The sequence below is a fragment of the Phenylobacterium conjunctum genome (assembly GCF_042679085.1).
GTDB classification, from domain to species: domain Bacteria; phylum Pseudomonadota; class Alphaproteobacteria; order Caulobacterales; family Caulobacteraceae; genus Phenylobacterium; species Phenylobacterium conjunctum.
Window position 1 is genome coordinate 1 of record NZ_JBHTLQ010000030.1, and the last position, 22,947, is coordinate 22,947.

16 protein-coding genes are annotated in these 22,947 nt (G+C 65.6%); 9 read left to right on the forward strand and 7 right to left on the reverse strand.

All coding sequences use genetic code 11. The annotated features are described in order from the left end of the window. Nucleotides 1-665: 665 nt before the first annotated feature. Nucleotides 666-4,436 carry a hypothetical protein gene (locus tag ACFQ27_RS13330; RefSeq protein ID WP_377353916.1) on the reverse strand — a complete coding sequence of 1,257 codons (3,771 nt, stop codon included), beginning with the start codon at nt 4,434-4,436 and terminating at the stop codon, nt 666-668. A gap of 123 nt (nt 4,437-4,559) precedes the next feature. Here ACFQ27_RS13330 and ACFQ27_RS13335 point away from each other — a divergent pair, with 123 nt between their 5' ends. Continuing rightward, nucleotides 4,560-5,426, forward strand: coding sequence for a TIGR02391 family protein (locus ACFQ27_RS13335; RefSeq protein WP_377353917.1), 867 nt, complete (start codon nt 4,560-4,562; stop codon nt 5,424-5,426). 3 nt (nt 5,427-5,429) lie between these two features. Here ACFQ27_RS13335 and ACFQ27_RS13340 read toward each other — a convergent pair whose 3' ends face one another. Beyond that, nucleotides 5,430-6,884 carry a hypothetical protein gene (locus ACFQ27_RS13340; protein WP_377353918.1) on the reverse strand — a complete coding sequence of 485 codons (1,455 nt, stop codon included), beginning with the start codon at nt 6,882-6,884 and terminating at the stop codon, nt 5,430-5,432. Continuing rightward, nucleotides 6,874-9,387: a hypothetical protein gene (locus ACFQ27_RS13345; RefSeq protein ID WP_377353919.1), complete on the reverse strand. Its 2,514-nt coding sequence runs from the start codon at nt 9,385-9,387 to the stop codon at nt 6,874-6,876. The genes ACFQ27_RS13340 and ACFQ27_RS13345 overlap by 11 nt, the downstream gene beginning before the upstream one ends. Nucleotides 9,388-9,851: 464 nt before the next feature. Between ACFQ27_RS13345 and ACFQ27_RS13350 the strand changes: the two genes are divergently transcribed. From ACFQ27_RS13350 to ACFQ27_RS13370, 5 genes are all read left to right on the forward strand, one after another. Further along, entirely contained in the window at nt 9,852-10,184 is a 333-nt protein-coding gene (locus ACFQ27_RS13350; RefSeq protein WP_377353920.1) for a hypothetical protein, read from the forward strand. Nucleotides 10,185-10,665: 481 nt separating this feature from the next. Beyond that, complete coding sequence (locus ACFQ27_RS13355) at nt 10,666-13,116, forward strand: ABC-three component system protein (RefSeq protein WP_377353921.1); 2,451 nt, start codon at nt 10,666-10,668, stop codon at nt 13,114-13,116. Continuing rightward, the gene (locus tag ACFQ27_RS13360) at nt 13,113-13,790 is read left to right on the forward strand and encodes a hypothetical protein (protein WP_377353923.1); all 678 of its coding nucleotides are present in this window, start codon (nt 13,113-13,115) and stop codon (nt 13,788-13,790) included. The genes ACFQ27_RS13355 and ACFQ27_RS13360 overlap by 4 nt, the downstream gene beginning before the upstream one ends. Then, nucleotides 13,787-14,329: an AAA family ATPase gene (locus ACFQ27_RS13365; RefSeq protein ID WP_377353924.1), complete on the forward strand. Its 543-nt coding sequence runs from the start codon at nt 13,787-13,789 to the stop codon at nt 14,327-14,329. Before ACFQ27_RS13360 ends, ACFQ27_RS13365 begins: the two co-directional genes overlap by 4 nt. Before the next feature lie 8 nt (nt 14,330-14,337). Beyond that, nucleotides 14,338-16,893: a hypothetical protein gene (locus ACFQ27_RS13370; protein ID WP_377353925.1), complete on the forward strand. Its 2,556-nt coding sequence runs from the start codon at nt 14,338-14,340 to the stop codon at nt 16,891-16,893. Nucleotides 16,894-17,422: 529 nt separating this feature from the next. On the opposite strand, the gene ACFQ27_RS13375 is transcribed toward ACFQ27_RS13370, so the two are convergent. Then, nucleotides 17,423-18,070: a hypothetical protein gene (locus ACFQ27_RS13375; RefSeq protein ID WP_377353926.1), complete on the reverse strand. Its 648-nt coding sequence runs from the start codon at nt 18,068-18,070 to the stop codon at nt 17,423-17,425. Nucleotides 18,071-18,331: 261 nt separating this feature from the next. Here ACFQ27_RS13375 and ACFQ27_RS13380 point away from each other — a divergent pair, with 261 nt between their 5' ends. Then, nucleotides 18,332-18,586 (forward strand): hypothetical protein, encoded by a 255-nt coding sequence (locus ACFQ27_RS13380; protein WP_377353927.1) that lies wholly within the window; start codon nt 18,332-18,334, stop codon nt 18,584-18,586. A gap of 5 nt (nt 18,587-18,591) precedes the next feature. Here the strand turns inward: ACFQ27_RS13380 and ACFQ27_RS13385 are convergent, their stop codons facing one another. Then, on the reverse strand, nt 18,592-18,801 hold the full coding sequence (locus tag ACFQ27_RS13385) for a helix-turn-helix domain-containing protein (protein WP_377353928.1): 210 nt from the start codon (nt 18,799-18,801) through the stop codon (nt 18,592-18,594). A gap of 69 nt (nt 18,802-18,870) precedes the next feature. Between ACFQ27_RS13385 and ACFQ27_RS13390 the strand changes: the two genes are divergently transcribed. Further along, a complete protein-coding gene (locus ACFQ27_RS13390) occupies nt 18,871-20,091 on the forward strand; it encodes a hypothetical protein (protein WP_377353929.1) in 1,221 nt (406 codons plus the stop codon). Here the strand turns inward: ACFQ27_RS13390 and ACFQ27_RS13395 are convergent. Both ACFQ27_RS13395 and ACFQ27_RS13400 read right to left on the reverse strand, forming a co-directional pair. Next, nucleotides 20,088-20,564 (reverse strand): DUF5681 domain-containing protein, encoded by a 477-nt coding sequence (locus ACFQ27_RS13395; protein WP_377353930.1) that lies wholly within the window; start codon nt 20,562-20,564, stop codon nt 20,088-20,090. The genes ACFQ27_RS13390 and ACFQ27_RS13395 overlap by 4 nt on opposite strands. Continuing rightward, nucleotides 20,561-22,027: a site-specific DNA-methyltransferase gene (locus ACFQ27_RS13400; protein WP_377353931.1), complete on the reverse strand. Its 1,467-nt coding sequence runs from the start codon at nt 22,025-22,027 to the stop codon at nt 20,561-20,563. Before ACFQ27_RS13400 ends, ACFQ27_RS13395 begins: the two co-directional genes overlap by 4 nt. A gap of 300 nt (nt 22,028-22,327) precedes the next feature. On the opposite strand from ACFQ27_RS13400, the gene ACFQ27_RS13405 reads away from it, so the two are divergent. Continuing rightward, complete coding sequence (locus ACFQ27_RS13405) at nt 22,328-22,831, forward strand: DUF3489 domain-containing protein (RefSeq protein WP_377353932.1); 504 nt, start codon at nt 22,328-22,330, stop codon at nt 22,829-22,831. The last annotated feature ends 116 nt before the right edge of the window (nt 22,832-22,947 follow it).

Here is a 22,947-nt window from a genome sequence, read left to right on the forward strand (position 1 = left end):
ACCTGCTCTTCTTCACGTCCGTCTCCTTGGGTGACGGACTCTCACTCAAATCGAGGGATCAGGAAGGGGGCAGGTCAAAGCGAGGAAAATCGGGCGCTGTCTCTGCTGAGGGAGCACGATAGACGTTGTGCCGGCCCGGGAGTGAGTGCTGAGAGTAAGCGTGTCTAGGGGCTTGGACTGTTAAACCCGCTTCAGGCGGCTCGTGGTTTTCCAAGGGCTTAGATCGCCAGTGTCAAACTTCCAGGTTCGGCCGGCTCATGCGGACCCGAGGCCCGCCGCGCGCCCAGCAGATGGTGACTGGCGGCGGGATGGCGCTTCTCATTTGCGCAATAGGGCCGAGGGGAAGTATCTGAGATAGCACAGTGTGCTGCGGCCTGGATCGCTTCGAGCATACCGATTTCTGGCGCTGAGATGCTGCCGGCGCTGGATCTCGGGTCCCATTGGGGCCAGTCGGTCATGGCTCTGTGAAGCAGCTCTTAGGAGGGGCCTGCCCTTACCGTGAAAGGTTCCTCACTTAACCAGCCCGTTGGTGGCGGAGGAGCCGCCTTCAAGTTCTGACAATACATATTATGCGAGGATGACGGGCGTCAGGTTTGCGCCATTCGCAGCCCTTGGCCTTAGGCCCCGTCGCTATCAGCGGCGATCGAGCTCAGCATCCATGTGGATCACTCGAACTTCTCATTGGCCGCCCGCTTGCGCTGTTCGATCTCCTTGATGATCCGAAGAAGCATCTCGTGCTGCTCACGCCCCCAGGCGGCCACCGACGGGTTATGATGGTCCACAAGGGCGGCCGTCAGATTGAGCCGGCGCACGAAGCGGCTCTCTTCGGAGCCGCTCCAGCTTCCCACGTGGAAGCGGTCGGAGAAGATTCGGCCCACATCCCCGGCGTCGCGCAGGTCGAGCAGCCACAAGGCGATCGGGGTCCACCGGAAGGTGTCGTTCTGCGCCTCGAAGTAACCGACGAACCTGGCCAGCCGCGCCGCGCGGCTGTCCGGCGCCTTCAGGACCCAGGCCTGCAGTAGCTGATCGTCGACACCGTTCAACGGCCGATTGTTGGGGTGGTCGTCGGAATCCCCGCCACCAAGCAGGTGCTCAAGCTTGTAGGAATTGGGCGACGGCCTGCCGCCCAGGAACTCGTCCAGCCCGACGGCGGGAAAGCGTTCCAGGATCAGGCTCGGCAGGTTGTCGACCCAGCCGCCCTGAAACTCCTGATCGGCGGCGCTGACCATCCGTCGGGAGATGCGCCGCGCCGTCTTCGCCCCCGCGGCGCCGACCAGACAGGTCGTCGCGATCAGCATGAGATCGGTGCTCCGCAGCGGCTCGCCGCCGTCTTCGGCGATCGCATCCAGCAGTTCCCGGCCCACCACCAGCAGGCCCGCGTCGAGTGGGGCCTCCTTGCCGCCGTGGTAGCGCATGGCCACCAGCGCCGCGGCGACGGCGAGGCCCCCGGGGAGTTTCATGAGACCCCGGAAGATGTCCGCCATCAACGGGTTGGGGATAAAGAAAGTCCGGCGGCCGTACACTAGGCCCTCAAACGATGCCGCGGTCATTGCGCCCATCTCGAGCGCTCGCAGCACCCGGCGCGCCTCCGGCTCAGCCAAGGGGCCGAGCGCGCTGTTGAGCTCAACGGTCCACCTGCGCAGACCTTTGCCGGCCAGGGCCGCGTCCAGCCAGGGCCCGATGGCTTGAGGCTGGCGTTTAGCGGCGGCCTGCAGGAAGCCGACCAGGAACCGTGGCTCTTGCTCAGTTGCGTTTACCGTCTCCAGTTCGGCGACCAGCCGTGTCCAGGCGGCGTTCAAGTCCTGGATGGCCGCGCCGTACCCCTCACCAACCGCCTGGGGATAGCTGGCGGGCTTCCGAAGCGCTCGCGGGACCACGTAGTCATAGGCCTCTGCAGAGGCCGCCGCCTCGGCGCCCAGGGCGCGCCCATGATTTTCGAAGGCCGCCCAGCCGTTCTGGTGGTCAGGCAGGGCCTCGATATAATGATTGGGATAGCCCTGGACCCACGCCTCGAAGCGGTCCGCGATGGTGCTCGGCCGCATCTCACCTTCCAACGCTGAGAGCTCTTCCGGCGGGTCTTTGCCGTGCCTGCGGAAGCCGGCGACGCACCGGCTGACTTCCACCCAGCCTTGCCGCCAGAATTTCCCGCCCGCGATCCGCCGCATGGCCGCGACACCAAGGTCACGAATGTCCTCGTAGCGCAGCATCTCGCCAATCAGGGTGGCGAGCCGCGGCATGAGGCGGTCAGCGTACTCCGGTCTGGCGAGGGCAGCCTCGGTGGCCAAAAGCGCCGAGGCGTACCATGCCCGCCATTCCTCTGTGCCTTGCGGCTTCCAGCCCGCCTCCGGCAGGCGGTCGCCGAAGGCCAGGGATCGGGACATTCGTTCGAAGCTGGTGCGAAGGGACGCGCAGAGTGCTTCGATACCAAGGTTCTGGCGCTTCAGAACTGGCGACCTCAGGAGCTCATCGATCACGGCGTTGCGGGTGGCTTGCGAGGCGAAGGTCCCGGACTGCCGCGCCTGGAAGAGGCACAGGAAGTCGTTCTTGTAAGCGCCCAGGCCATGCGGACTTGGCAAGCGCTGAAGGAGATCGGCCAAGCCGAGGGTAGCGCGGCAGAACAGGGCGTCGTCGAAGGCCAGCGCCATCAGAAGGCGTGCCAGCTTGTCCGCGACCATGTAGCGGAAGTGATCGTCTTCGGGGTCCGCGCGGCCCACGGCCTCGAGCGCGATCTCTAGCGCCCTTTGCGGAGCAAGCGGCGCCAGGTGGGCGAGGCGGTTCCAGGGGTCTTCATGCGAGAGGTCGACCGGTACGAGCTTGCCGCCTGGCGCAAGAAGGTCAGCTCCGAGCTGACGCGCCACGGGATTCTGGCTCATGGTACCCAACCGCTTCAGGAACGAATCTGCCAGACGGGCGGGTCCTTCGACCATGATCGCGCTCTCGGGAAGGCGCGGCGGTAGGTTGTTGAGCGCATCGTCGGCGAGCCTGAGGGCCAGGGCCTGAGGCAACACGGCGCGCTGGGTCCCGCGCTGCTGCGCCAGCCCCCGGTCCAGAAGTTCCCGCACCTTCTCGTGAAAAACGATTTCGGAGACCTCTGACAGGCGGCGGATCGTGGCGATCTCTTCAGGGCCGCGCTCCGCATTCAGGTCGATGGCCCCGAACAGGGACATGGCCCGGGCGACCCGGCGCAGGTCGTCATCCATGCCTCGCCGCCCAGTGAGGAACAGACGGTCGAGGAGCTCTCGATCGTTCAGCTTCTCGATCGACACCCCGCGGGTGGCAGCCGCCAGCGCCAGCGCCACGCGGCTGTTGCCGCCGGAGAACTGGGCGATCCGCATCCGGTCCTGCAGGCCGAGCCGCGGAAAGCGGCGGTGCAACAGCCGCTCGATCAGATCGTCGGCCGCCGGCTCCAGACGCAGGATGAGGGTGTCTTCCGGCCGGTCGTCGCCGACATCGAAGTCGATTGTCAGTAGGCTCAGCGCCCCGCGGGCCCCTCTCACGATCTGGGTCAGCCGCCGATGAAGCTCGGCATTGCAATTGTCCACCACGAGGACGGCGCGGGTGCCAGTTTCGGCCAACTGCGCGGCCAGGAGCTCCGGCGTGACGCCCAGCGCTCCACCGACATCGCCGTACACGGCCAAGTCGACGGAAAGACCCTTAGCCGCCTCGCCCTGCTCCTCGAAAAGCGCCTGGGCGAGGCGGGTCTTGCCCATCCCCGATAGCCCGACCAGGCGGGCAACCGCCTTTGGTTCGGCAAGGTGGGTCTTCAGCCGCGCCAGCGCCTCCGTAACCGTCGTGGCGCCATCGCTGTCGCTGAATCTGGCGCGCGAAGTGGAGTCACCAAGGTATCCCAAGTCGGAGGCGTCATTGGGCGAAGCCCACCGGCCGTGGGCGATCCAGCCGTCACGCGGCGCGCCGACTTCCCGCGCTAGCCAGAGCGACACCCCCGGCTGGCCGGCGGCCCAGCGCGCCACCTGGTCGGAATCGTAAAAGCGCACCTTCAGGTTCTCGCCGCCCGGAACGTCGCGCAGGGCCAGCCGCATCGCCGCTTCGCGAAGGCGGAGCTGTTCGTCGCTGGTATTGTCGCGCCCGGACACGATCACATAAGCGCCGCCTGCGGCAGCAAGCTCGGCGAACACTGCCCGCGGCTTGTCCTTTGGCCGCATTTCCTTGCCGATCTTGGCGGCCGGCATCTTTTCGGCCTTCACCTGCACCCCGAGCGGGATAGCCGGGACATTGTCCAGGGTCGTGAAATCTCCCTCGACGCGCACGTCGATGCCGCCGTCGGGCGCAGTCTGGTCCCCGCCGGCCTTCACGGCGGTGGTCGGCAGGCCCGCCGCGGCCAGGTCGCCAGTGATCAGGCGCACGACCAACTCCCGGAGCGCGACGTCGCCCAGGCGCTGGACATCGATAGACTTTGGCGCGAGCGCCCAGGCCATGGTCTGAAGCTTCACCGATTCTGGCCGCCGAGCGAGCGCTTGGCCTGCGGCGCGTATGACCCCAGATTTGAGAGCACGACCAGCCGCCTGTGCTGGGCCGAGATCGAGAGTGGAGACGCAAGGATGGCCAGGTCAACGGCGGCGGGGATTCAGTATCACGGGATCGCCGGCGCCTCGGCAGAATGCGAAGCTGCGGTCATCCGCCTTGTGCAATGCGGCGGCCACATTGTGCACGCCCGCATCCTCAGCCACACCAACCGCCACGCGCTGCTGCTCACCGACGCCATCGGCGACCAGATCGCCATCAAGTCGGGCTTCTCCTCCGGCTATGGCGGGACCGGCTGCAAGGCCTTGTCTTTCGTGCTTGCCGTCCTTTTCGCCCAGGACATCGAGATCGACGAATGCAAGATCACCCAGGCGCAGATGACCCGCTTGGACCGCTCGGCGCTGACGAGCCGCGACCTTGAGCGCTGCAATGAAGGGCCGGTGGTTCGGCCGTCTCGTTGGGGCGACGAATACATTGCGGCGCGCGACTTAGACCGCGCACACCACGGAAAGCTCTGGCGGCAGTTCCCTTCCGTCCTGCCATATTCGGTGATCGATCCACGTCTGGCGGACCTGGCCCGCGACTTCTGGGATCGGCCCGACCATTGCCTCACCGTCGGTTACCGTCGTCTGGAGGACTCGGTTCGCAGCAGAACTGGCCTGGCGGATCACGGCCAGAAGCTGTTTCACGCCGCCTTCGAACCGGCGAAGGGCAAGCTCGCCTGGCCCACGCCTCATCGGGCTGAGCGGGTGGGCCGGCGGGAACTTTTCACTGGCGTGTTCGGCGCCTATCGCAATCCGCGGCAGCACCGGGAGCATCCGCAGTCCGATACGCTCGCCGAGTTCCTGCTGCTGAACCATCTCTTTCGCTTGGAGGCGGAAGCCGTTCCGTTCGACGAGGCGCCCGCCCTTACGGAAGACGCCGCCGACCGGAGGGGGGCCTAGGGTTCAGCGGGACAGGTCGCTTGGCCGGGGCAGCGCACCCTGGATCAGCACTGTGATGACCGGCAGTCCGGACTTCGATCGCAACACGCCGATGCCGGTTTCAGCCGGATTGGCGGCCGCCGTTCGCGTCGGCGCATTCAGGATGCCCAGCACCGCGACGCGCTTGCCCGCACCCACCGCATAGGAGATCGCCTGTTCGACGTAATCCTGGCCCTCGGCCAGGGCCAAGACCCGGTCGTGGTCGACCTTCAGTTCCATCGGCACCGCGTTTAGGGAAAGATCGCGGATGCCAGCGGCCACATTACCGTGGACGGCGAGTTTTGGGCCGACGACCGGGTCGCGGCGCAGTTCGTCACGCACCTGCTCCTGAAACGCCTTTTCGGCGATCGGCTCGGGGAAGATGTTGTCGGCAAGCGACCGGACGGCCAGTCGGCTGAGACTCTGGGCCAGCGACATGGCGGCTTCAAGATCGGCCTGTGCGAGCCCGGGGGTCTGGCGCAGTTCATTGCGGATCTCGATCAGCCGCCGATCCACGGCCTCGTCGCCGGTCAACGGCGAACGCGCCACATCAATGCTCTCGAACCTAAGCGTGCGATGGCCGACCACGTTGACCGGCTGTTCCGCCGCCAGGGGCGCGAATTCGGCGGCGAACCTGAACTCGAAAGGCCGGGCGCGCAGCGCCTGGCCGCCAAGGATCCGCGCGCGCCCGCGCTGGCGGACCTCAAGAGGAGGATCGCCTTTCGGACGCTGCAGCTCGAAAGTCGGCAGCTCGAAGCTGCCGGGCGCCTCGATGCTCACCGGCGACAGGCGCAGCGTCGTGGCCTCATCTGGCCACCGCGATACCCGCACCTCAATTTCGAGGTCGTGGCTTTCATTCGGCGTCAGGTAGTCCAGCGACGAAGCGGGAGCGCCATCCACCTCGAAGGTGACGAACACTACACTGAGTTCGACCGGAGGCGGCGTCTTCTTCTCGGCGTTGTCGCTTCGCGCCCAGGGCCGCGGCCACCGTCGTTCATCGCCGTCGATGGCAACCGGCAGCGCGATCAGCGCCAGTTGGCGGCAAAGCTCACCTAGCTGCAGCGGGTCCGGCACCGTGGCGAGGGCCTCGGCGGTTGGGGTAAGCGCCTTGGTCTCTAAACGCGCGCCATACTCGTCCTTCCAGCCAGCCAGTCGCATCTGCGCGGCGCGCTGGAACCGGTCGGCCTCGACGCCAGCGGCGAGCACAGCGGCGCGCCATTCTACGAGCTGCGCCACGACCCGCAGCAGCTCAGCGAAGGCGGAGTGGACGACGGCGATCTGCTTGTCAGAGTAACGCGTGGTGGCTTCGTCGATGGCCGTGGCGGCAGCGCGCAGGCCATCGGGATCACCCCTATCCCGCCTCACCGCGGTGCGGAGCTGGTCGACGGCCTCCAGTCGCGCGGGAAAGGTGGACTGGTGCACCACCTGGTTACGCTGCATCGCGGCCGCGCCCCATCTGCGCGTGCAGCTCGCGCCAGGATTCTGCGGCCGCCGCGGCCGCTGTCTCGTCGCCGCTCGCCAGGGCGAGCTCATAGCGCGTGGCACTGGCCAGCAGCTGCATCAGCTGCCGCTGTCCGCGCTCGCGGCGGGTGTCCGGGATTTCGGCAATCGCGCGTTCAGCCAGCTCCACCGCCTCCTTCCAGGCGCCACAACGACTCAGAAGTTCGACGAGCCCGTGCACCCGCCGGCGGACCTCCCAGACCGAGCCGGCGGGGACGGCAGCAAGCGCCGCTCGGTGTTCGTAGAGCACCTCGTTCGGGACACCGCCAAGGGCGTCCAAAACGTCGTGGATGTCGTGGTCCGTGATGTTGGGATCGGACAGCCTCTTCAGCAGAAGGTCAACAAGCCCTTTGGCGCGGCCGAGCTGGCGGGCGAGGTAGACGATGCTCGACGAGAATCTCCACCACTCAAGCCTCGCAAGCTGGGCAACCAGATATGCGCCTGGGCGACCTGCGCGCTCGGCTTCGGAAAGGTGGTCACCGACCAGGATCTCGATCCCGTCGACCACCATCTCTGGCTCTTCGTTCCGCTCGCCGTAGTATGCGACTAAGGCGCTGACGGCATGTCGGACCTGGGGCTTCAGCGCGTCGGGAAGCGTCATGCGCTCCAACGCCTTCAGCGACGCCCCATGCACGTGGCGGTATGGATCGGTCAGGGTCGGGATGAAGGCCTCGAACAGCAGGTCGGGCGCATGGCGCCGAAGCCGCGCAGGCAGCTTGCCGATTGCAGTGGCCGCGGCGCCCCGGCGGTAGGCCGAGGCGCCGACCAGGCCGGAATAGAGCGACGGCAGGATCGCGTTCAGTCCGTCGACAGAGGTCGCTAGCCTCACCGAATGCTCGACCATGCAGCCGGCGAAGCTGTCGCGGGCCTCAGGGATGTTCTGCATCACTGAGACGTAGGCGGATGGATCTCCCTTGGCCGCCACTCCCGCTGCGGCCCAGGCCACGAAAGTCGACCGCAGTCGCCAGAGCGCGTTGCGCCTGTTGCCCCGCTCGAGGCTGTCGAGAAGAGTCGTGGCCTCGGGTTCGGCATCGAAGGCCACTAGCCGCTCATTCATCGCGATCGCCGCGCCCAGCAGTTCGTCGGTGAACTCCTCGGCCAAGCCGGCGTAACGCTCCGGCCGGTTGTGAATCCCCTGGATGATCTCGTTCAGGACGTCCCAGTTGATGGCGGTGGGTGCCGCCCGGAACAGGCGGATGAACGCCAAGCGCTCCGCGGGATCGGCGGGTCCCTTCTCGTCGTAGGACCGCTTGGAAAAGATCCAGTGGTAGGTCCTGTAGACCCGCGTCTCTCCCTCGCTGGAGGCGCCGACAAGGAACTTCTGCAGGAGGTTGTCGATCGCGTCCGGCGCCTTGCGGAAGAGCACGAGGATCGCGGTCTCGACATCGCGCGCCGCTTCGAGAGCCTCGTCGCGCTCCAAATCGTGGCGGCCAGGCATCCACTTTGCGCGCACCAGGGCGGAGACCAGATCGCGGGTGAAACCCATCGAAAGCGAAGGCGCCCGCCGGGCGAGGGCCTTGACGGCGCGCGCTGCCACCGAGACACTCCTGGGCGTACCCTCGGAGAAGAGCGCAGCGATCCGCGCCTTGACCACCTCCGGGAACGCGCGGGCCACCAGGACGAGAGGCCCCGGCCGCGGGCGGCGTATCTCCGAAAACGGCTCCCGCTGTGGGTCAGCCACCTCAACGAGCGCGTTGAAGGCCGCGGCGACATCAGCCTCGCTGGCGGCCGGCAAGGATCTCACCAAGGCCCTGATGGGAATAGTTCCGTCATTTCCCTCGGAAAGCGCCTGGGCGGCGAATCGCGCCGTGCGTTGCGGGTCGGCCCTGAGCTCGGTCAGAGCAGCAAGCGCGGCGTCCTGGGCCCACCCCTGGCGCGCTTCGAGCAGGCTGAACAGGTGTTCGCGCACTGGCTCGGGGAAAGCTTCCGGCGCGAGCCGTGCTGTCAGGACAAACCTCTGTAAGTGTTCGCGGGCACCTGGGCCGTCCATCTCATCCAGCTGCTCGACCACGTCGAGCGCCGCGGGCAAGAGCTCGGCCCGAAGCGCCTGCCGTTCCTGTCGGCGCAGCGCGGCCGCGTCGGCCGCGGCCTGCTCGGCCGCCGCAACCTTTGTCCGTTGTTCGGCCATCACAGCATCACGCTGCGCCACCCATTGGCTGAGGTTGGGGTCGCGGACAGGCTGGCGCAGCGTGCACTTGCTGCAGTGACGATCGTAGAAGTCGATCGCCGAGTCGCGGATATCCCAGCTCATCATGCCATCGGCGCCGGCGTGATCGCAGGCCGGGCCGAAGTGACCGATCGGGTCACCGGTCATCTTCTCTATCATGCCCACACCGCCCCAGCGCTCGATCCGGATGTGCGCGCACCAGTTCTCGACCAGGCGGAAGTTCGCCTGGTTTGCCCGCCCTTGGGCCGCGACACGTTCGATGCGGTCTGCGCCCATGCCCATTCCGAGTTGCTAGGATGTTCTATATAGTTCAGCCGATGATAATCAGCCACCGGCGGTGGTGCATCTCACAGCCTACATCTGTGGAAAGTCGCGCAGAGCAAACTGTCAGCCAGCGGTAGGAGAACTGAAGGGCAGATGGCCTATTAGGGGGAGGTTCATCGGTGCGACTTCTAAGAAGCCTGGGAGCTCATGCGTCTTGATCGCCGCGGCCGGGTCTTCGTCACCCTGTCGACCATCATCCTCCCGGCGGTCGCTGCCTATGCCGCGACACCGAAGTTCGATGCGATCTTACGCGCCTTGAGTTCTGCCGGCGCGCTGCTCTTCGCCGGCGTCGCCATCTACGCCTGGAAGCTCCTGTCAGTGCCGGCTCACATGGCCGTTGGGGAGCGTCAGCGATCTGAAGCCGCGGAGGCAGGAGGGGCTCAGGCATTCGAAGAAGCTTCAGTGGCGGGTGCCAGGTGCAGTCAGAGCTCCTTCAGACGATTACCGACCTCAAGGCCGAGAACGCGGCGCTAAAGGCGCCGCAGCGACCATCGCCCGAGCTCGATGCGATCCTGAAGGCCGGCAAGCGGGTGGGATCAGTGGTTTGCGCCCGCCAAGTCAGGGCTGGAATGTGGTGCTTCGCCACCATAACGATCGGCCCTGACTTCAGCTCCGCGGGGCCAATTCAATACCGTGACTACCTTCTCGAGCTTGCCCAGGCCGAAGGCCACATGCAGCGCGGCGGGGCGGGCCAGTCTCCCGCCGTGACCGTCTTTCGCCCCGTTTGCCGGGTGATCGGGCGAACCTAGCTGACCCTCCAAACGTTGCCTTTGAATACCACGCGCCATGGCTAGGCTTGGACCAGCGCCTGACAGCGGAGGTTCCCAAGGTCGGCGAAGAGTCAGGTCCGCCCATAGAGCCCGGACCGCATGGTTCTGGGAGGGGGACACCAAGGTGCCTGGAAGCGGACGCTCCCAATGCCAGCCAAGAGCCCATAGCGGACGTCAGGAACGTCAGGAGGGGACACTTTGACGACCGTCAGAATGTCCGCATCGGAATTGATGGTTGATGTATGCTACGCTGATCCTCAGATGCCTCTGCCCCGAGCATCAGGCAGACATAGTGCCTGTCTTCTGCAGTTATGTCTCTGCACCCGCGATGAAGTGGAGACCTTCCGATGCGCGTTGAATGCGATATAGTGAGGTGTGCAACCTAGGTTGAGTCCTTTGACGAGCCGGGCGGAGCCCGGATCGGTCCCGTAGATTCTGCGGGTGTAGGTGCTCATCTGCCATGATTTCGTTCGAGCCCATTGACGCCGCCACCGTGCCGGGCTGGCCGTACGTTTACGTCGTAGGCTCCTTCGACCGGCGCATCACCTTCTTCTCGCAGCAGGTGCGCGGCTTCAACCTGGTCCACGCTCTGGCGCAGAATCGGGTGCTCGGGGACCGAACCCGATTCGCCGTGGTCGGCGCGGGCGCAGCGGGCTTGGCTTCCGGATCAGCACTGAGCCTCCTCGTCCCAGGGGCGGTCGTGGACGTGTTCGAGCGGGAACAGCATCCGCTGCATCTCCAGAGGGATTGTGATGATCGGAATCTGCATCCGCACATCTACGAGTGGCCCCGAGCCGTGGCACGCAGCCTGCGAGCCGGACTTCCGTTCCTGGACTGGACTCAAGGATCAGCGAGCAACGTCGCCGCAGACATCATGCGCCAGTTCGGCATGCTGCAGGCCTACCAACAGAACGTGACTGTCAACTTGATGCGAGAGGTGACTCAGATCGAGCGGGTCGGCTCGGCGTATCGGGTACATCATCGGGATAGCGGCGGCGCCAACGGATCCGCCTTGTACCACGCCGTGTTCTTGACGATCGGCTTCGGCCGCGAACGCGCGTTGGAAGGAGCTCCATTGCGCTCGTACTGGAGCGATGCCGGCGTTCCCCAAGGTCCAAGGTACGCACACAATGTGCCGCGGGTGCTGGTCACGGGTGGAGGAGACGGAGGTCTGATCGACCTGTGTGCGGCGGCACTAACAGACTTTGACCACACCCGCTTAATCGAGCTGGTGACCAAATGGCCCGAGATCCACCGCCTGACGGACGAGCTGCTCGACATCGATGCCGAAGCCGATCGAGACGGCCCAGGCTTCGACTACATGCATGCTTATGACCGGAACATTGGTCCGATTCTGCGCTCCGACGGCTTGCTTGAGGTGATCGCAGAGCGTCTGCGAAGCCGGGTCCAGGTAGTGTTCAACACCGAAGGACCCCTCGTACTGGAGCCGTACACCTCCACATTGAATCGCCTTTTGGCCTTCCTGCTGTTTCGCGCATCCGAGCTAGTCGAGCATCCCATCCAGCACATGCCCGGGCGCATCAGCGCCGATGGACTACCCTACGGCCATTACCGGGTCGCGGGTGGGGAGCCTTTCGCCGTGGATGACATCTTCGTCAGGCATGGTGCGGCCAAAGACGAGGCCTTCGGGCCATTCGAAGCCATCCGAGACGCGTACAAGCCCGAACATGAGCGATGGCTTGAGGCCGATCCAGTGCGGCGGGCGCCACCCAGCCTCGAGGAAGAAGCGAGATCTGCGCTCGAACGAGCGATGATCGCCGCCGATCTCCCAGTCCCTCGGCGGCAGCTGCAGGATGCTATGGCCCAGCAGCCCCGTCGTGCGGCCATCGGGCGGGAGGGTCCGGCGCGTGTTGTCTGGGGCGGCGACGTCCTGCCGCAATCCTTACTTGAATGGTGGGAGGAGCCTCGCCGCCCCCTTCGACTGGAGCTGCTTGCCGGCCCCGACGCCCTCGAGGGGCTGGCCTGTGCCATCGGTCGGTTCGCGATCCATGCACGGCAGGTCCGAGTGGAGGCCGACGATCCTCGATGGACCAATTGGTTTAGTCGTTTGACGCACCAGTCCCCCCATGCACAGGCCGTCCAAGCGCCACTCATGGGCCCATTGACTGGTGCCGGTTGCGCGATGCAGGAGGTCAACGCTAGCCAACTCGCCGCCGAAATGCACGAGGCCATGGACGGGTGGATGCTGCGCAAACTGGACGTCCACCTTTCGGAATACCTCACAACAGGAACCGAACCTGAGAACTGGGTCGCTTGGCGGATCGAGCCGGCGCTCAGGGACGCTATGCGCCTGCGTTGGAACACTTGGCGCGAGCGATTGCGCGGCAATTCACCGTTGCTGGCGCGCCTATTCCGTCTAGCTGCCTGCGCCGTTGAAGACGGACAGGGAGACCAGACCGATCGCCAAGTACTGGTTGGGCCGCACCGTCTGCCGAGTATGGTTCGGACGATGGTCCTGACCCTGGCGTCGGCGGAAGCCTGGCCGGTCTCGGCCCCCAGAGGGACCGCGCCCGGAAACTTTGAGCGCCGGGACGCTGGCGGCCGCGAGATGGCTCGTATCCACGCCTCGGGCGCGGAGCTTATCGAGGGCGAGTCGATTACCGCCCGGGCTGCGCATCACGCTTGGGAGGCCGAGATCGTGTTGCTTTCGGAACTCAACGCCCCCGCCTTCGTCGAAGAAGCCGCGGAACGGTCGCTCTGGCATGATGATGAGCGCGCGCCTCGTCTCGATACGTCCAGGGGGGGCAAGATAATTGTCGGCGCCGACGCTGCGTTGATGGCCGCCCTCAGAGAGGGTGTAGAGGCGATGAGCCACCACCTGACCCGAACCGAAAAACGGCGACAAATGGAGTGGGTGTTGCAGCTCGAAGAGCGGGAGGAGGGGGCATGACGGACCGCTTGGCCGAGTTAGCAGAGCGAACTGAGGCCGCCGCAAAGGCGGCGAACCTGCTGTGTGACCCACGCCCCGAGCTCGCCTCGCGCAACTTCAGGGGCGGCGCCGGCGAAGAGGCGCTGCAGGGAGCGCATCTCCCCCTCCATATACGGGCTCTGTTCATCGGCCGCTATCCGGTGCTGCTCGGTCTCCTGCCGGACGCGCCCGACGTAGCCCTGGTGCGGGAGGCGGTTCGCCGGTATCGGAACCAGGGCGTCGTCGCTCGCTCATACCTGCCAACTGAGCAGGCCCTGGACCTGCAGCTCTGGCTTCAGGGTCCGCCCGGCAGCGACGTCGACGCGGAATGGCGTGCGCTCGCGCTGGCCGTTGAGCGAGACGACCGCGTGGCGCGCAAGCTTGTCTGGCTGCCCCCGGCGGCTTTGGAAGAGCGGGATGCCGCCTTCACCGCCTTCATCGGTCGAAGCTTCCTTGCGCGGCCGTGGAAAGCTCTCCCGCCTCAACCGGCTGGTCAGCTCGACCGCCTGAGCGCGGTCGTGGCCGTGGCCACAGATCTCAACATCACGCCTGAGGTCCTCGACGTTTGGCTGAAGCTGGCAGCCGACGATGACTACGAGGACGGCCCGCCTCTTGTGGACGCCCTCATCGAAGCCTGGCCGGAGCTCGAGCCATGAGCCTGTATCTGACAAAGGTCCACCTGCGGAGCTTCCGTAGCTTCGGCGACTTCCAGCTCGATCTGCCTGACCGGCCGGGTGCCCTGATCATCACCGGACCTAACGGCTTGGGTAAGAGCTCCTTCTTCGACGCTGTCGAATGGGGCCTGACCGGGGTGGTCAAACGTCTCGCGCAGCATCTGCGGCGCAACGACACTGAAGCAGTGTACCTGACTCGAGACGGCGCCAAACCTTTCTCCCATGCCGTCACCCTCGCGTTCGGCGACGGACTCGTGGAACGCACTGGAAATCCGTCTGGCCCCGTCGGGACCCCCCCAGGGGAAGTCAGCGCGCTGCTGGTCAGTCCGAATTGGCGCGAGGATGTAAACGACTTGAGTGTCTACCTCGCTCTGACGCACTTTCTCGGCCAGGGCGCGGACCAGCGGTTCATGTCTCGCGAGTCCACCGAGCAGTGGGAAACCTTACGCGGACCCTCGGGCGTAGAGCGGTTGGAGAAGATCTGGAAACGTCTTGGGGCCGTTCCCCAACCATTGCCCTGAATCGACGCGTGGACGCTGCGGCCGCTGAGGTCCGCGACGCTGAAGCCCGCCTCGCTCAATGGGACGCACTGATCCAGCGCCTGCGGCGCCTCGAAGGCCTCGCGGCGGCGGCAGGCGCGCTGTCTCGCTCCCAGATCATCGAAGCGGCGGCCGACTTACGGCGGCGCTTAAGCGAAATCGAGCCCAGCGTGGGTGACATCGAGCCGCCGGCAGAGGTCTCCGCGGACCTGGTCCAGATCGCGGATCTGTTGCTGGAGGCGAAGCTCGCGATCGAGACCCGTGCGAGGGCTCTTGCCTCTCTGGATGGCCTGCCAGCCCAATACGCCGACACCCAGGCCCGTATGGCTAGGGAAACGCAGGAGCTTCAGGTGCTCGAGGCTCGCCATCGCGAGAACCAGATCGCGCTCGCGGCGGCTATCGCACGTGCAGAACAATTGGAGCGGGAGCGCCGTCAGCACGAGGACCGCGCCCAACGTCTAGACGAGCGCGTTCGCCTTTTGCAGGCTGCCCAGTCTGACCTGAGCGAAAAGACGGAGGCCGAGGCCCGCGCATCATCTATCCAGACGGCCATCGCTGCGGCGGAGCAAGCACTGGATGCGGCGCGAAGGGGTTTGGTCGAGGTCGAGGGCGAGTTAGCGGCCTGGCGGGTGGCGCGGGAGGCTGTTGCCGTCGCCGAGGCGCGGCTTGCGTCGGCGGAGCTAATTGTAACGGAGGCTACGCCGCTCACCCAGCTTCAGGCCGCGCACGAAGCGGCTGTGGCGCGCCGCCAGACCGCCTTCGACGCAGCCCGGACTTTCGATGCCAGCGCTTTCGAGGCTGCGACCGCTGAGGCGGCGAAGGACGTCCAGGCGCGCGAAGCCGACCTACTAGAACTGCGGGAGCGGGTCGGCGTTATATCGGCGGCCGTAGCCAGTCTGGCCGCCCACCTGACAGATCATGACCTAGACTGTCCAGTCTGCCACACGCCCTTCCCGGAAGGCGAACTCAAGCGGCTCGCCCAGCTTTCGGCGAAGGAGACCGACGAGACCCTGCCCCAGGCGCAGCGCAGTCTTGAGGAGGCCCTCGCCCGCCAGCGCGAGGCGCAGGAGGGGTTGAACGGCGCCGCACGCGCCAGCGCTTCGCTCGCCACGGCGGAGACCGAGGTGGCCCAGTCGCAGGCGCTTCTCGAGGCTTTGCGGAATCTTGTTGCGGCGAAATTACAGGTCCTCGATCCCACTGCCGACCTGCTCGGAATGGCCCACGCGCGGCGCTCTTCGGCGAAGACGGACTTGGAGTCCGCCCGCCGCGCCCTCGCTTCGGAGGAGCCCTTGGCGGTTGAGCGCCAACAAAGGCGCACACTGCGCCGCGAGGACGTTCAGCGACTGGAGGCCCAGCTGCAACAGCTGAAGGCCGAGCGGGTACGCGCCGATGCGGACCGCACAGCGGCGGAGGCGCGGTACCAGGTGCGGCTCGGCGAAGAAGGCGTGGATCCCGCTACCCTGCCGGATCTCACTGCGCAGACCCAGGCGGACCACGATCGGGCGCTGGCGGCGCTCGAAGGCGCACAGGCCGCGTTGCTAGTATCGGCGGAGGCGGCCTCGGCCCTCAGTGCAGAGGGCATGGGGTTGGCGGGACAAATTAGCGGCAAGCAGCAGGCGCAGGCCGATTTGAGGTTGGAGCAGGACCGGTTCGCGGACCTATGGTCGGCCGCGGGTCTGACCGGGCCGCCCCGCCAGGGCAGCCTGCAGGCGCAGGTCGCGGACCTGCAGGCTCGACGCACCACGGTGGAGACGTTGGAGGCCGAGCGGCGGCGCCTGGGCGAGGCTCTTCAGGTCGCCGCGCGGCAGGAAGAGCTCGAGAATGTTCGGCGAGCGATGGAGAAGGAGAGCGCAGGCGAGACCGTCGAGGCCCATCGGCTCGCCCTCAGGGGGGCCGCCGACGCCGCCCGCGCCGGCTCCCAGCGCGTCGTCGCTGTCCAGAACGCGATCCTAGGTCTATCGGAGCGGCTGAAGGACGCGACCCAGTCCTATTCAACGGACTTCCTGGAACCACTGAACGCGTTGATCGCGGCGTACAACGACGCGCTGCTCACCGATCCCGGGACGTCGGTCGCTTTGAACACCGACTATTTCGCAGACCGCTCGGAGTTCAATACCCACCTGCGTGAGAAGAGCCGGGCTGGTGAGCAGGCGGTGGATCGCCCCGTGAACCCGCGCCTGATCTTAAGCGAGGGGCAGCTGGCGGCGAATGGTTTCAGTATCCTGTGTAGCGCAAGCACCTACTATCCCTGGTCTCGGTGGCGCGCCCTGCTACTGGACGATCCGTTGCAGCACAACGACGTCATACATGCCGCGGCTTTCTCAGACGTCATGCGGAACTTGGTGGAACTTGAGGGCTACCAGGTGATGATGTCGAGCCACGATCGCGCCGAGACCGAATTCCTAGAGCGGAAGTTCACGGCAGCACAGTTGCCCTGCACCGTGGTCCAGCTCATCTCGGACTCGCCTACTGGCGTCGCCTACGAAGTGCGCAACAACGTCATCGCAAGGGAAGCACTGCAGGCGGCCGAACTCCGCGCGGGCTGACCGCTCGCTCAAATTATGCGTCCCCTGCACGCTAATGCTGGAGGTCGCTGGGGTAGTCTCGCACACTCCCCAAATGGGCGATCGGGGCGGAACACATGCTGATGGTGGTTCTGGGCTAGCCAGGCGTTGGCAAGTCGGACCTCAGGGGCTTTCTCGAGAGCTATTTGTCCGGCCACCGCCTTGAAGCGGCGTCCCGTGCTTGAGGCAGTTCCCCAGCTTACGGGCAAAATATCAGCGGCTGCAGAAGATCAGATGCAGCTACAACCCATAGAGCCCCTTCCGCCGGAACCAGAATATCGTGTCCGGTCCTTTGAAGGGTCGCCTATCGGGAAGGAGACAAGTCCTCCTACTGGCGCAAAGCGCGCCTCGTTGGACATCAGCGTGCTTGGGGCCAAGCGTCGGTAAGGCCGGCCCAGACGGCCGTCCCGCCCCAGTAGGAACGGAGCTGCCAATTCTGGTTAGCCTGGGCCTCCCCTTGTGGTCCGGCGTCAGCCTTGGCGAGAAATGCGCTTGCGCTCCCGCTGCTGCTTTAGCGCCCAGGCCGGCCACGCCGTGCGGGCCTGGTGTTCACGGATGGGAGCCGGCGCGCGTTTGAGGAGGCGGCTAGGGACCCTAGGCCAAGCGAAGTTCTGTTGGTGCGGCGGCGTTCATCAACGCAATTGCCGATCAGGCGGACGAAGTCGCGCACGTCCGCGGCGGCGTCGCGGCAGGCGCGGTATTCGGCGAGCAGCGCCTTCCCCGCAATTCTCTGTGCCCGCGTATTGTAGGCCCAAGTTTGGGCACGGACTTCGCCGACCTTGAGGAAGCGCGCGCGGCTCTGGATAAACAGGGCATCGATATCGGCAACTAGATGAAGCGGCGCGTGGACGGCATTATTGCGGCGATCCTCGATATCGCTGATCTCGGCAAGCAACCAAGAAACATGGAGGCGCAACTCCTCGGTCCACCCGGAAGGTTCATACGGCATCGCGTTCACGGCCCGGCCGAGCCACTTGCGCTTCTGGCCATCAACGCGTGAACGTTGCCATTCCTCCAACTGGGCCGTGCGGTCGCCCCGCGTCAGGACGATACCATAGAGCCGACCTAGGTGCTCATGCAGGTCGTTCCAGGCCAGGGTCGTCTGGCCGATGGCGAGGGCGTAAGCACGGAAGGGTGGCTCGGTGAACCTCACGCTCATCAGGGATCGTAGGGCTTCGGGCGGCGCGTCCGGCTCGGGCTATTGTCGGCTTGAAGTGTAGCACCCGCGGCGGGCCCCAATTGGCCAAGGCAAGGTCCAATTGTAGGCGAGGCCTCAACGTCTGCTCATGGCGCAGAGCAGACTTGTCCCGAGACACCGCGGACGCCCCCCGCAGAAGCGGAAGACGCCCGCGCACCATCAAGCGGTCGTGACACTCGACACTTCGCTTGAACCACATCGCCTTCAGTAAGGCGAGCCGGAATGATCCGACTGGACTTCCACCGCAAAGGACGCGGTGGTGTGTCCATGGGTAAGGCGCGCTTCATTGAAAGAGAAATCGCAGAAGCCTCGCAGCAACACGTGCTGGATGTGCTGACGAGCCTGATCGAAGCCGCCAGCGAACACTGCGCCTCGCGATCTGCGCTCTCCGGCCTGGACTACTTGGATGGCCTCCTGACAGACGCCAAGGCGCTGAACCAGGCCTTGGACGTCATCGCCCGCAGGGCCGAGCCGTGACCCGCTCAGAGCTTCCGCGTCAGGTCTTCGATGTCACAGCTAAGAGCGACGGCGATGCGCTGCAGAACCACAACAGAGGGGTTCCGCCGGCCACGCTCGACCCCACTCAAATAGGTCTGATGCACCTCGGCGCGATGGGCGAGCTCTTCCTGCGAGAGCCCAAGCTCCCGACGGCGGGCCTGCAGGTTGCGGCCGACTCGCACACGAACGTCCATGGGGCCATGGCGCGTTCAAGCTTGATGTTTGGCCCATAGACTATAAGTCATAATTGAGGGGGAACACCTATGCGTGCACACACAAAGCCGATGGTCGTCACCGACCTGGGATCAGCCACCGAGGCGGTCCACGCCCTGGAGCGGATGCCGCTGGCGGTCCGCGGAAGCGGCGCAGCCTACGACGAGCGCTGGCTGCAGATGCTGGTCCAGAGAAACCCCAGCCTGCTGCCGATCGATCAGATCGAGCCGGGGCTGGCGGATGTCGTTCCGGTGTGTGTGGAACTGCCGGCGCCCTCGGGCTTCATGGACAACTTGCTGATGACCCCAGACGGGGGTGTGGTGGTGGTCGAGGCCAAGCTCTGGCGAAACGGCGAAGCCCGCCGCGAGGTAGTTGGGCAGGTGCTGGACTACGCCAAGGACCTCGCCCGGTGGACCTATGCAGACCTGCAAGCCGCGGTGCGCCGGGCCAACAAGGATCCTGGCTTTGATCTCTACCGTTTCGTCTGTGGGGCAGAAGCCGCTCAGGAGGACGAGGCCAGCTTCGTCGACGCAGTAAGCCGCAATCTGCGCCTTGGCCGGTTCCTGATCCTGATTGCGGGCGACGGCATCCAGGAGAGCGCTGAAGAGCTGGCGGGCTATCTACAGCGCCATGTCAGCCTGCACTTCACCCTGGCCCTGGTGGAGCTCTCGCTCTGGAAGTCACCCTTGGATGGTGGGGTGTTTGTCCAGCCGAAGGTCGTGACCCGGACGGTGCAGATCGAGCGCGCGGTGGTTCGGCTGGACAGCGGGGTGACGGTGGTCCCCTCCCAGATCCAGCCAGGAGCGGCCTCGGCCAAGCCGATGACCATCACCTCCGAAGGCTTCTGGGAAGATCTTGGCCAGAAGGCCCCAGGCGTCCCTGAGCGGCTGAAGGCCTTCCTGGCCCAGGTGGAGCCCCTGGGGGTCTATGCCGACATCCAGAACGGCCTGAACCTGAAATGGCGGGACGAAGCCGGACGGGTGTTTGGCTTTGGCCTAGTGGATAGGGCAGGGGGCCTGCAGACCGACTACGCCAACTACCCTCTGCGCAAGATCAACCGTCTTGACCTGGCCCAGGGCTACCAGCGGGCCGTGGCCGCGCTGTCGCCTGGCGCAACTGTCCGGGAAACCCCCGACCCCTGGTCCTGGCGGGTCGCCCGCGATGGCCGTGTCCTGGCGGTCAGGGATTTGCTCGATCACGCTGACGGCTGGGTCGCGACCATCGCGGCGCTGCAGGAGCAGATCCGATCGTCGGCCTCGATGGAGCCCTAGTCCTGCTCCCGATCCTCCGGGTCAGGGGCGTCGTCGCCCGGCTCCAGGAAGTACTGGCCAAAGTCTTCACGGACGCCCTCGATCAAGCGAAGCTCAGCTGGGGTCAGCGATCTCGCGATCTCGTCTGTGGTCGGCTCCCGTTCTCCGAACGCGTTGGCCCTGGTGAGCAGCTCCAGAGCCAGGCGCGCGTCTCGCGGGTTCTTACTGCTGATCCCGTTCTCGAGGATCCGCCTCACCACCACATCTGACAAAGGAACTTCGCGCACCTTGTCGCCGTCCTTGAGCTTGACCTTCCGACTGGCGGCCTCGCGCACAACCTCGTCCAGCGTCTTGGGCATCATCATGGGCTTCACCTTAGGACGGGTGCGCTTGCGGCTACGTCCCGACTCCCCAGGCTTGAACTGGGTGTGCTTGGGCGGCTTCTTGTAGCCGACCTCATAGTCACCTTCGGGCTTTTCCCTGTCCCGGCTCATTGGTCGGCCTCCGGTTCGCGCGCGCTAAGGTCAACATCGATCACGCCGGCGCGGGCGTCGCGGACCTCCGCGAAGGTCTGCCCCGTCGCCTCTAGGTGGGCGACCTTGCCAGTCAGGCTCTCCCAGCGTTGCAGGGTCAGATCCACATAGAGCGGATCAAGCTCGATCCCGCGGCACTGCCGGCCGGTGCCCTGGGCCGCGATCAGCGTGGACCCAGACCCCAAGAAGGGGTCCAGCACAATGTCCTTGGACTTTGTGACGTCGCGCAGGGCGTCTTCCAGCATCGCCACGGGCTTGGGCGTCGGATGGTCAGCCAGCATGGTGTTGGCGTCAGAGCCTAGGACGTTGGCTCCAGGATAGGTCCACAGGTTCGAGCGGTAGCGACCGTGACGGCCCAGCTCGACATTGTTGACGTGGGGCTTGTCGCCCTTCTTGAACATCGGGAGCATCTCGTGATGGGACCGATACAAGGATCCCATCCCGCCGTTCGTCTTGGCCCAGACGATCACGTTGAGCAGCGCCAGGCCAAGGCCTCGGCCTGTCCGGATCACCAGTTCGACGCTGCGCCAATCGATGAAGGTCCCGAGCAAACCGCCCTCGGCCAAGTAGGCGAGGCACAGAGCCATCCAGGCCTTGTTGAAGGCCTCGAACTCGCTCTCGGTCATCTCACCCGCTGCCATCGCAAACTCGCGATGTTCGCCCGAGGTGACATGGCCCACGACCGGGACGTTGTAGGGCTCGTCGGTCAGCACCAACTGGGCGATGTCGTCGCCCATCAGCTGCTTGTAGACCTCAGGGTCCCGCGCATCGCCGCAGATCACGCGATGCGTGCCGAGCCGCCAGATGTCGCCCGTCCTGGTGACGGGCGAAGCCTTGCGGTCAGGCACGGTAACTTCATCGCGCTCCGGGGGCTGCTCTTCCAAGGTCAGCAGGCCATCGATCTCCTGGGTGGTGAAGCCGGTGACCTCGAGCGTGAAGCTCGCTTCCTGCAGCTCGAGCAGGTCCTTCTGCAGGGCGTCGAAGTCCCAGACTCCGGTCTCTGCGGTCCGGTTCAGGGTGATCTTGAGCAAGTTGAGTTCGGCCGGGCTCAAGTGGTCCACGACCAGGCAGGGGATTTCCGTCAGGCCCAGCCTGCGCGCGGCCTCCCAGCGGCTGTGGCCGTCGGCGATGTTGTTCTGCCCATCAATCAGGACCGGCGTTACGAAACCAAACTGCTGCAGGGAAACCATGACCCTGGCGATCTGGTCTTCGGTCACCTTCCGGATCATGCGCTTGGCGACCTTGAGGTCGTCGATGCGCTTCATCACCTTGGGGATGTTCGGCAAGAGATCATTGCGCGGCGTAGGCGCAAAGGACCGCGTCTCGACGGTGGCCCTGCGCTCGGCGCGCAGGCGCCGATCTCTGGCGCTGATGGCCTGCTGGACTTGGCCAGGTCCGCGGTCTCGGTGGGTCGTCCTAGGCATGGGTAAGCCCCCGTTTCGAGTTTCAACGCGTGGCGCTGCTCGAAACTGGGGTAACGACCCACGGGGGTTCACCAACGCCTAGCGCCGATGTCTCCCCTCCATGCCGAGACCCGATGGGACGCTTCCCCAAGTCCGGAAGCTCCACAAGCCATGTGGTCGCTCCGCTGCGGCTGAGTCGGCAAGAACTTTGGGACTGGACATTCAGCCGCAGGCAAGCGGAAGTCGTCTCACCCCGGTTGGTCCCGGGCTCGTCTCGGTAGCGGCCGGCCTCATCGGTCGCCTCCAATCGACGAGGAAAACATGACCAAACTGACCGAAGCCCAGACCCGCCTACTGACCTTGGTGGCCGACACGGGCGACGCCGGCCTTGAGGCTCAGCCCGAAATGCGAGCGACGAGTGGCGCGCTCATCAAGCGTGGGCTGTTGATCTCTCTGCCCAAGGCCGATGGGCCGAGCCGGCTCCTGGCGACGACCGCAGGCCTGGTCGCCATTGGGCGTGAGCCCGAGGTGCAGGGCCCTGCGATCGCCCCCGCGCCGCGGGCACAGTCCGCTATCGACAAGCCCAAGCCTGAGCCCGGCAAGGGGCCCGGGAAGATCGATCGCCTGGTCGATCTCTTACGCCAACCGACCGGCGCGACGCTTGACGCAATGATGGCGGCGACCGGCTGGCAGGCGCACTCCGTGCGCGGCGCAATCGCTGGAACGGTTAAGAAGGCAAGGGGACTGAATGTCATCTCGACCAAGGTCGAGGGGGTTCGGATCTATCAGATCCTGTCCGACACCGAGGTCCTGTCAGCGCCTTGACCATAACTGCGAATCGTTGAGCCTAGCCGTTGCTGAAATCATGGAGGGTCAGCCGCCGAATGGCGTTGGTCCTCCAACCAACGGCAAAGCGAGCGGCTGGCCCGGTACGATCCGGA